We start from the raw sequence: 9,477 nt of genomic DNA on the forward strand, positions 1-9,477 counted from the left end.
TGTCCCCTTCTGCTGTGGGCACGTCTGTTTGCCCCCGCGTGCCGCAACCTTGACGCTCGAAAGCTTGCCGAACGGCAATGCCGGTACCGAGTAGCCCGCGTCGCCGATCCACGGGGTGAAGGCGCAGCTCAATCCGGTAGTTGCGCCGGAAGGCTGCCGGGAAAGTACGGGATGGCTCAGTCGTGCACATCTGCGCACCGGTCAGCTCGCCGGGGAGATCTCCGTATGCACGTAGGAATCGGCCAGCACGCCGAGTTCCTGAAACAGCTCGTCGGCCTGCTTCCGGTGCACTTGGGCGGTCGGGTAATCGTCCGTGCTTTCGGCGACCCACGCCAGCCGGTCATGGGCCCGAGCCTCCTCGTAACGCTCGCCGGCCTGCGTGGCAAGGTCAAGCCCTTGCCGCAGCAGGTGTTTCGCGGTATCGAGCTCACCGGACATGCCGTAGGCGATGGCCAGATCCACAACGGACTCCGCGGCGCTGATCATGGTCAGCGTGAGTTGCGAATCGCGGACCGCCTGCCAGAGGTGCCGAATCGCCTCGGCGTGCCGGCCGAGCGCGCGATAGGTAACGCCCAACCGCAGCGTGCTGAACATCTCGATCCACTGAAACCCCGCGCCATTCGCCAGCGCACGCTCGAAGCAGTCAGCGGCGGCGGAGTACTCGCCGAGCAACCGGTATGCCTCGCCGAGTTCGGCAAGGACCACCGGTTCGCTGTTGTATTCGCGGGCCTGCTCGAAAAGTGCCATGGCGCGCCGCAACGAGTCCGCCGCCTGCGCCGGACGGCCAAGCTTTTGCAGGTATCGACCTGCCGCGGTCAGTACGATCCCATCGGTGAGCAGATCGGTACTCGGCCGCTGTGCCAGCCGCTCGGCGTAGGACGCCGCTTCGCGTAGCCGACCAAGTCGGCTGTTCAGCCAGCAACAGACGGCCATCGTGCGGCGCGCGAACTCTGGGTACTCGTCGTTGCTGGCGAGCTCCATGGCACGGTCGAGCTGACGGCGCGCAGCGAGGTTGTTTCCCCTCACCGCATGCAGGTTGCCGAGATGAGTCCGTAACACCAGCTCGCCAAGCCGGTCACCGGCGGCCATCGTGGCGTCGATAGCCGTCTCGTGAACATGGGTCCAGATCTCCGTGGAGCCGTCCAGGAACGCGCATTCGACACTGGCGTACACCAGCTGCCAGGCGTGCGTTACCAGATTCTCCTTGCTGGCCAGCTTCGCTGCCTCGGCTAGTGCGGCACTTTCCGTTGCCAGCCATCGGTAGGAATCCTCGAATGACTCGAACTCGACAGTCCACTGTGGTGGCTCGAATGGCGGCTCTGGGCACCAGCGGGTGGGGTAGAGCACGCGCATCGCCTTGCTCGCGGTATGCAGGTAGTAGGCGAGCAGCCGCGTGGTGGCGAGATGTTGCTGGATAGGCGTTTCGTGCTGGTCAACCAGCGTCTGCGTGTAGTGCGTCAGCAGGTTATGCAGGTGGTAGCGCCGCGAGGTGATGGTGGTGAGCAGATGGTGGTGCGTCAGTTGCTCGAGCACGGCATGTGCCTGGTCGGGCTGTAACCCGGTGAGGGCGGCAGCGCTCTCTGGGGTGATCTCCTGGGTCGGATGCAGCGCGAGATGCCGCAGCGTGTGCTGCTGTGTGGGGGTCAGATCGTGATAGGACAGGTCGAACAGGGTGTGCAGGGTTGCGAGTTCGGTGAGCGGATTCGGGGTATGGGTCAACCGGTGTGCCAGATCCGGCAATGTCCAGCTGGGACGCGTTCGCAACAGGTCGGCGGCCAGCGCGATGGCGTGCGGGTGGTGTCCACACAGGTTGATGATCCGGCGGGCCGCGCGGTCGTGCGTCTCCCTTGTTCCCGCGTGCTTGGCGAGCATGGCCTGCGCATCCGAGCTGCTGAGCTCGGTCAGGTGTAGCTGGTGCGCACCGTCGAGGCTGATCGCCCGTCGGCTGGTGATCAGCACAAGCGTGTCCGGGTGCTGCGGAAGCAACGGGGTGAGGTGGTGTTCGTGCGTGGCGTTGTCCAGCAGGATCAGCGCTCGCCGGCCGGCGAGCCGCTGCCGGAAGAGCGCGGCGCGTTCGGCAAGCGTGGTCGGGATGTGTTCCGGTGCCACATCGAGCAGTCGTAGCACGCTGATCAACACCTCGCTGGGGTCGGCAGGGGGATGATCGGCGTTGCCGCGGAGGTCGACGTACACGCTCAGGTCCCGGTCGTAGCCGGCCTCCTGGCGTTGCTGCGCGAACCGCACGGCGAGGCGAGTTTTGCCGATTCCCGGCATGCCATGAATGATGACCGCCCTGGCGTCCTCTTTGGTCGTCTGTCGCCACAGCTGCCGTAGCTGTGGTTCGCGCCCGACGAAGTCCTGGACATCGGGCGGGAGATGGTTGTACGCGCGCACGGTCACCGGCGGCACGCTCGGCATAGCCGGGTGCACCTCGGATTTGCTTGGATGGTGCAGCAGATGCTCCTGCGCCGCCCGCAGTTCGGGACCCGGATCGGCGCCGAGCTCCTGGGCCAACCGGCGCCGGATATCGGTGAACACCTCCATCGCGGTCGCCTGCTGACCACAACCGACCAGGGCAACCATCAGCGCCGCATGCGCGGACTCCTGTAGGGGTTCGGCCGCGATCAGCCGGCGCAGCACCGGAACCACCTCGATATGCCGGCCAATCTCGGTCGCGGCTTTGGCGTACTCCACGATCACGCGCTGCCATTCGGCGAGTAGCGCGGCAACCGTGGGATGCGCGGTCATTTCCAGCCCTGCGAGCACCTCGCCGCGCCATAAGCCCAACGCGGTACCGAACTCGGTGCATGCGCCGTCCGGGTCGCCAGCCGCGTGTAGTTGCCGGGCCCGGCGCACCCCCTCGCGAAAATCCGTGATATCCACCGCGACCCTGTCCAGGTCCAGCCGGTAACCGCCACCCGGCACCGTCCGCACACCGTTGTCCAGCAGGCCGCGCACCCGAGAGACCCGCGATCGCAGCGAGCCATCCACCGATTCCGGGCGGGCGCTTCCCCATACCCCTTCGGCTAGCTCCTCAGCCCGAACAACCTCGCCGAGGCCAAGGCCGAGCAGCCCGACCACCGCCCGCTGTGCCGCCGAGCCCACGTCCACCAGGCGGCCATTCGACCAGACCCGCAACGGGCCAAGGAGCTCGATGCGCACCCCGCCGCCACCGCCGGCCAGCGACCACAGTCTTGCTGCCTCCATCTCGGTCAGCCCAAGACCGGTCACCAGGGCGCGAACCGTTTGTGCCCGCGGAATCCGTACCCGCCCCTGCTCCACGTCGCGCACCACGCCGATGCTCACTCCCGCGAGCTCGGCCAACCCGACCTGCGTGCGGCCAGCGCGACGCCGAAAGTTCCGAACCAGTGCACCCAGTTCGCCAGAACCGCCCATAACGTTGACTACATCGCAAACCAGACTGATCGCGCAACTTGGTTCGAACGATGTGGCCGAGTCAACGGAGCAGGGCAGCGGCACGCAGTGCGGCTTCGGTACGACTGCGCACTCCCAGCTTGCCGAGCACGTTGCCGACGTGCACCTTCACCGTGCGTTCGGCCAGCCCCAGCCGATCAGCTATGTCCTGATTGGATAGACCATCGCCGAGCAGCCCGAGCACCTGAGATTCGCGGGTGGTCAGCTGCGGACTACCGGGCGCGCCCAGCGCGTCCGCGGCCGCCGGACTGATGACCGTCAAGCCCCGCCACACACCGTGGATCGCCGCGGCGAGTTCATCCCCGGTGGAATCCTTGAGCACGAACCCCGCAGCGCCTTCGGCAAGGGCCCGGGTGATCTCGTGCCGGCGCCCGATCGTGGTCAGTAGCAGTACCCGAGGCGCCTCAGCGATTCCTCCGTCTAGCTGGCCTTTTAGTTGACCCTTGAGTTGACGCAGTGTCTCGATGCCGTCCATACCAGGTAGGTACAGGTCGAGTAGCACGACATCGACTGGACATTCAGCCAGTAGCCGGAGTAGTTCCGCGCCATCGGCACACTGGCCAACAACCTCGATCCCCGGTTGTGCACTGAGTACCAGTGCCAAGCCCTCCAGGACCAGTGCTTGGTCGTCTACTACCACGACGCGGACCACGTCGGGAGCCTATCGGGACTTCGTCGCAGCCCCGTTCGCCAACCCCGCTATCGTCGAGTCGGTGCCTAGCTGGATCCTGCGGTCACAGTCCTGGTTGATTGATATCGCGCTGGTCGCCGCGATCGCGGTGCTGTTCGGCGCGAGCGATCTCTGGTCGGTGCGGGCGAGTTGGCCGGCCTGGTTGCTCGGTGGGTCGATGTTGCTCGCGTTGCTTTTCCGGCGCCGGCTACCGCGAACGGCGCTCGCGGTGATTGCCGCGGCTACCACGGGAATGGTGCTGACCGTGGGTTCCGCCAGCGTCGGTTATGTGCCGCTGGTACTGGCGCTCTATACCGTGTGCGCGAAAGGGCGGCGCGCGGCGTTGCCGTTGTGCTGCGTGGCGATTGCCATGGTCGCGGCGGCCACTGTCCACAGCCGGGGATCACTGGCAGGGGGTCTGCTGGTGCTTGCCGTGGCGAGCTTCGCGCTGTTGCTTGGCGTTGAGCGGCAGCGGCAGGTAACCGCTGGCAGTCGATCCGCCGAGCTGCGCGCGAGATCCGCGGACGCGGATCGGCGAGAGCTGGCGGCGAGGCGTCTGCATGACACCTTCGCCCGAACGACCGCGGTGTTGGTGGTGCAGACGGAAACCCTGCGCACCGTGGGGCAGTTGACCCGCTCCGACCGGCAACGGGTCGAGGCTATTCTCGCCGCTGGCCGCGCTGCCCTTACCGAGGCACGTCGGGTGGTCCGGCAACTCGCGGATGGCGCCGTCGAGGAGATCGATCTGTCCGGGCAGCTTCGGCGGCTACGTGCGGCCGGCCTGGAGTTGACCGGTGTCTCGCCAGCGCGCGGACTGCGGGGCGTGCCTCGGCCAGCACGGTGCTTCGCGGAACGGCTGATCGCCGAGGCGGCGGCCAACGTGCTTCGGCACGGGGGCCAACGTGCCGAGCTCCGGATCGCGCGCACCTCCGAGGCTGTGCGGATCGAGCTGGCCAACGAGTTGTCGAACGACGCCATCGCGAACGCCGGTTCGGGAGCGGCGACCGGCTTGGGGTTGGCGAGGCTCGCCGGGGAACTCGACCGGATGGGCGGCGCACTCAGCTATGGCCCCGCCGGCGGGTACTGGCTGGTTCGGGCCAGCATCCCGCTCACTGTGGAAACCGAGCCGGTCGGCCAGAATCTCGCGATCTGAGTCAGTCCCGTTGGTAGCGCAGCAGTTCGGCGACCGTGACGAACTGGTAGCCATCGGCTTGCAGCTGCTCGATTATCGGTTCGACCGCGTCCCGGACGGCTGCCCTGCCCGGAAACATCGGGTGCAACAGGACGATCGATCCCGGCTCGACTTGTTCGACGGTGTGTTCGGCAATCGCCGCGGCATCGGCGTTCTCGCCGAGTTCGGCTTCCGGTGCCACATCCCACATCACCGTATGCCGGTTGTGCTCGGCGAGATAGCGAGGAAGGGAAACCAGTTTCTTGCCGTTCGGCGGCCGGAAGGTGATCGGTCCGGTGTAGCCGGTGTCCCGGATCAACTGGTCGGTGTCCGCTACCTCGCCGGCCACCCAGTCCTTGCTGACCAGCACCATCCGCTCGTGCGAGTAGGAGTGGTTGCCGATCTCGTGGCCGGCGCGAGCGATATCCGCGCCGAGCTCGGGGTACTTCGCCAGATCCTGTCCGGTCAGATAGAAGGTGGCCGGTACATCGGCCTCGGCGAGGGTTGCCAGTAGCGGTGCGGTGCCGGCTGGGTCCGGCCCGTCGTCAAAGGTTAGTGCGACAACCTTGTGCGAGGTGTCTACTCGGTGGGTCAGCTCGCCGAATAGCTGGAAACTTCGGGCATTGGCGAGTTGGTGCACCCCGTAGCTGGCAAGCAGGATCGTGAGGACTGTGGCGATGGAGCCGATCACCCATCGCCTGCGGCGGGACGAGCGAATGCGGGGCGCACGCTGGTTGGACGACTGCATATCCGTGACCCTGGCGAGTCCCGGCCGATCCCGGAAGCGGCCAAGGTACTAGTACCAGTGGGCAACGCCGAGTGGTTGGCCAAGGTGTGCAGCATGCGGGTCAGATTCGGGTACGCCCGGTCAACTTCGGCGCGGATCTTGGCGAGTGCCTCGGTCGTCCGCGGCTGGTCGAGCTCGAGCAGGAGGTCCAGCCGAGCGCGAACCGCCTCGTCGTAGCGGCGCTGGGCATCGCACAGAAAAGTCGACAGCTCCCCGTACTCGGCCACGATCGCCGGGCGCCAGCCGGCCAGTGCGGCCGTTCCGTCGTTGGCGACCTGCTCGGCAACCCGATAGATCAGCTGGTGGCGCCGTTGTACCTGGTCCCAGCCGGACATCTCGACCACCTACTCCGAGTCTTTCACATACACTGTGTATGTCACCATACTCGCAGTATGTTGCTCGTCAAGGGGCCGAGCTGGCCGGAGTGCGTGATCATGGGGGCATGCAGAGGGGCCGGCGGGGTTGCGCTATCGCGGCCGGAGTTGCCGTGCTGCTGGTCATCATCGGTGCCGTCGCGATGTGCGCGGTCGAGCAGCCACCGGGGTCTTCCATGACAAAGAAGGCCGCTTACCAGCGGACGGCCGCGGTCGTCGCGGCGACCAGGAATGCGGTCGCGGAGCGCCTGTCGTGGACGCGACAGCCGAACAACGATTACTCCGGTTCGTGTACGAGTGGCATGTCGGGTTCGGATTTCACTGGACAGGTGCAGACCGAGGTCGAGTTCACCGCGCCGGTGCGGCGCGAGCAGGCGTTGCGCTACCTCGCCGAAGTGCGGGAACTGTGGGCGGCCAGGGAGTATCCGGTCAACAACTCGTCGGAGCTGGTGAGCGCGCGGACCGCGGATGACTTCAAGGTCTACGTCAAGTACTCGCCGGCGATCGACACGCTCCACCTCGGCGGTTCCTCGCCCTGCGTGTGGCCATCCGGCGAACCGCCATCGGCAAACTAGCTGGTCATAGCCGGAACGCCTACGCTGCGTTTGTCAGATACTCACCGTATATCGATAAACTCGATGGATGACACCCGCGCAGAGCCGCCGCGAGATGTACTCGGAAGCGACAAGAGCGGCGCTGCTCGATGAGGCGACCAGGCTGTTCGCCGAGCGCGGCTACGCGGAAACCTCGCTCGCCGATATCGCGGTCGCCACGCAGGTGACCAGGGGAGCGGTCTACCACCACTTCGAAGGTAAACAGGCGCTCTTCGAGGCGGTGCTTGATCGCCAGGAAGCCAACGCGGTGCGCGTGGTGCGGGAGGCGGCGGTCGCCGAGGATCCGCTGGTTGCCGCGCTGCAGGCGCTGGACGCGTTCCTCGAGCACTGTGACGATCCGGTCTATGGGCGGTTGTGCTGGCAGGAAGGGCCCGTCGCACTCGGGTTCCGCCGCTGGCGGGAGTACGAGCAGCGGTATTTCTTCGGTCTGGTCGAACAGTTTGTCGAGCCACTGTTCGGCGCCGGGTACCTCGATCCCGCGTTGCCGCGCGCGGCAAGTGTGCAGTTCTTCTTCTGGAACCTCGGTGGTGCCGGTTTGGCACTCGCCGAAGCCGACGTCGCCGACCGTTCGCGGATCCGCGCGGAGTGGCGCGAGCTCATCGGCAGGACCATCCTCGCGTTCCAGCCGCCGGCAGCCGGCTAGTCAGTGGGACTGTCCAGGTGGGCGGTGTCATTGAAACCGCGGACGAGCCAGGTCTCATCGATTATCACCAAACGGGAGATCGAGCAGTTGTCCGCGCCAAGGAAAGCAAAGGGACGCGCGCCGGCCGCGATGGTCAGCGCCTGATCGATCACCCCGCCGTGGGTAAACACCGCCAGCCGTTCCCCCGGATGCCGATGGACCAACCGTTCGATCGCGCCGCGGACGCGGTTGGCGAGCGATTCCGTGGATTCCGCGCCGGGAATCACGTCCCAGCGGCATTCCGCGCGCATCTGCAGTACGAGCGGATGTTTCTCGGCGACCATCTGGCGGAAGAGCCCGCCTTCCCATTCGCCGAGGTGTACCTCGCGCAGGTCGGCTTCGACCTTGGGCACCAGGCCGGAGTGGGCGGCAAGGGGTGCCGCGGTCTGTGCCGTTCGCCGTAGCGTCGTGACATACAGCTGGTCGAGTGGTTCGTCGCGCAACCGTTGTGCCACTCGTTGCGCGCTGAGCTGGCCTTCCGGCGCGAGCGCGGGGTCACCCTGCCCCTCAACCAGTGGAAACGGCCGGTCCTTGCGGGCTGGTTCGGATTCGCCATGCCGGATGAGCAGTAGTTCGGTCGCGCCCGGTGGTGGTTGGAACCGTTCCTGGCGAAACCCGTCCTGCCCGGTGGAGTGCGCCGTGGAATGCGCTTCGGTGGCCATGCCGCGGATGCTAGCGGGATTTCCTACCGCTGTCGGGTGTCTGCGACCTGCCGGCATCACACGTGCACCAGGCAGCCGCGCTCGAGTAGCCGGAGTAACACTGGATCTTCGTCATCGATGGCGTTCCAGCGCAGATCGAGTTTGTCCAACCGGGCCAACTCGAGTAGCTGACCGGGGAGCTCGGTGATCCGGTTCTGCCGCAGGTCCAGGTGTCGGAGTTGGGGTAGCGAGCACAGCACGGTGGGGAACTCGGCGAACGCGTTGTCTCGTAGGTCGAGGTGTCGGAGCTGGACAAGCGTCGAAAGTTCGGCGGGTAGCCGATCGATCTGGTTGCCGCGCAGATGTAGTTCGCGCAGGTTGGCGAGTTCGCCGAGGTCCGGTGGCAGCGAGGTCAGCTGGTTTGCCTCGGCGCGAAGCTCAGCCAGCCAGGGCAACCGGCCGAGCCAGCTGGGTAGGGCGGTCAGCTTGTTGCGGTTCACGTTCAGGTAATTGAGCGCGCTGAGCCGTTCGACTACGCCGGGGACCGCGACGAGGGCGTTCTCGTGCAGATAGAGGTAGCGCAGCTGGGTGCAGCCGGTGAGGCTGGTGGGTAGTTCGGTCAGCTGGTTGCCCGCCAGGTCGAGTACGCGTAGCCCGCGTAGCTCGCCGAGGGAATCAGGAAGGTGGGTCAGCTTGTTCGCATAGAGGTAGAGATGAGTGGTGCCGGCTTCGGAAGTCGCCGGGGTCCAGGATCGCAATCCTCGCGAACTCGCGTCGACGATTGTTCGGGCCATCCGGTCATCTTGGCAGGCGGTTGGCCCTGGCATCGCTACATGCCCTGTTACCTGGGGTTTTGTGGTTTGGGGGACCCCCTGTTTTGGGGGTGTTGGGGTGGGTGTAATGTTTCGTTCTGCCAGCGCGGGGCGGGCCGAAAGCCGGTGGGTGGACGGTGTGCCTTGAGGGTGACTCCATGGGTTTTGTGTGGGGTTGTGTGCTGGGTTGATAATTGTGTGTTGTTTGAGAACTCAACAGTGTGCTGACGTTTGTTTTGTTTGTGAGCTAGTTGTTTGTGTGCCCTTATTTGTTGAGGGTTTCTTTGAGTG

At 65.8% G+C, this 9,477-nt stretch carries 9 protein-coding genes; 3 read left to right on the forward strand and 6 right to left on the reverse strand.

Annotated features, from left to right (window positions below; genetic code table 11):
• Nucleotides 1-201 precede the first annotated feature (201 nt).
• Nucleotides 202-3,396: a BTAD domain-containing putative transcriptional regulator gene (locus EV191_RS23150; protein ID WP_132879351.1), complete on the reverse strand. Its 3,195-nt coding sequence runs from the start codon at nucleotides 3,394-3,396 to the stop codon at nucleotides 202-204.
• Between the two features lie 61 nt (nucleotides 3,397-3,457).
• A complete protein-coding gene (locus EV191_RS23155) occupies nucleotides 3,458-4,087 on the reverse strand; it encodes a response regulator (protein WP_132879352.1) in 630 nt (209 codons plus the stop codon).
• A 61-nt stretch (nucleotides 4,088-4,148) separates the two neighbouring features.
• Between EV191_RS23155 and EV191_RS23160 the strand changes: the two genes are divergently transcribed.
• Complete coding sequence (locus EV191_RS23160; RefSeq protein WP_132879354.1) at nucleotides 4,149-5,258, forward strand: sensor histidine kinase; 1,110 nt, start codon at nucleotides 4,149-4,151, stop codon at nucleotides 5,256-5,258.
• Between the two features lies 1 nt (nucleotide 5,259).
• Here the strand turns inward: EV191_RS23160 and EV191_RS23165 are convergent, their stop codons facing one another.
• Together EV191_RS23165 and EV191_RS23170 are read right to left on the reverse strand one after the other, a co-directional pair.
• Nucleotides 5,260-5,967, reverse strand: coding sequence for a polysaccharide deacetylase family protein (locus EV191_RS23165; protein WP_243659167.1), 708 nt, complete (start codon nucleotides 5,965-5,967; stop codon nucleotides 5,260-5,262).
• Nucleotides 5,964-6,398, reverse strand: coding sequence for a hypothetical protein (locus EV191_RS23170; RefSeq protein WP_132879357.1), 435 nt, complete (start codon nucleotides 6,396-6,398; stop codon nucleotides 5,964-5,966). The genes EV191_RS23165 and EV191_RS23170 overlap by 4 nt, the downstream gene beginning before the upstream one ends.
• 107 nt (nucleotides 6,399-6,505) lie before the next feature.
• On the opposite strand from EV191_RS23170, the gene EV191_RS23175 reads away from it, so the two are divergent.
• Together EV191_RS23175 and EV191_RS23180 are read left to right on the forward strand one after the other, a co-directional pair.
• Complete coding sequence (locus EV191_RS23175) at nucleotides 6,506-7,012, forward strand: hypothetical protein (protein ID WP_132879359.1); 507 nt, start codon at nucleotides 6,506-6,508, stop codon at nucleotides 7,010-7,012.
• A gap of 67 nt (nucleotides 7,013-7,079) precedes the next feature.
• A complete protein-coding gene (locus EV191_RS23180; RefSeq protein WP_132879360.1) occupies nucleotides 7,080-7,694 on the forward strand; it encodes a TetR/AcrR family transcriptional regulator in 615 nt (204 codons plus the stop codon).
• Here the strand turns inward: EV191_RS23180 and EV191_RS23185 are convergent.
• Together EV191_RS23185 and EV191_RS23190 are read right to left on the reverse strand one after the other, a co-directional pair.
• Nucleotides 7,691-8,395: a histidine phosphatase family protein gene (locus EV191_RS23185; RefSeq protein ID WP_132879362.1), complete on the reverse strand. Its 705-nt coding sequence runs from the start codon at nucleotides 8,393-8,395 to the stop codon at nucleotides 7,691-7,693. The two genes, EV191_RS23180 and EV191_RS23185, sit on opposite strands and share 4 nt — an antisense overlap.
• Nucleotides 8,396-8,451: 56 nt before the next feature.
• Complete coding sequence (locus EV191_RS23190; protein WP_132879363.1) at nucleotides 8,452-9,168, reverse strand: leucine-rich repeat domain-containing protein; 717 nt, start codon at nucleotides 9,166-9,168, stop codon at nucleotides 8,452-8,454.
• Nucleotides 9,169-9,477 lie beyond the last annotated feature (309 nt).

This window comes from Tamaricihabitans halophyticus, from assembly GCF_004340875.1.
GTDB lineage: Bacteria > Actinomycetota > Actinomycetes > Mycobacteriales > Pseudonocardiaceae > Tamaricihabitans > Tamaricihabitans halophyticus.

Coding starts and splice junctions, on each gene's coding strand:
- EV191_RS23150 (WP_132879351.1), bottom strand. CDS start 3,396: ATGGGCGGTTCTGGCGAACTGGGTGCACTGGTTCGGAACTTTCGGCGT.
- EV191_RS23170 (WP_132879357.1), bottom strand. CDS start 6,398: ATGTCCGGCTGGGACCAGGTACAACGGCGCCACCAGCTGATCTATCGG.
- EV191_RS23175 (WP_132879359.1), top strand. CDS start 6,506: ATGCAGAGGGGCCGGCGGGGTTGCGCTATCGCGGCCGGAGTTGCCGTG.
- EV191_RS23180 (WP_132879360.1), top strand. CDS start 7,080: ATGACACCCGCGCAGAGCCGCCGCGAGATGTACTCGGAAGCGACAAGA.
- EV191_RS23185 (WP_132879362.1), bottom strand. CDS start 8,395: ATGGCCACCGAAGCGCATTCCACGGCGCACTCCACCGGGCAGGACGGG.
- EV191_RS23190 (WP_132879363.1), bottom strand. CDS start 9,168: ATGGCCCGAACAATCGTCGACGCGAGTTCGCGAGGATTGCGATCCTGG.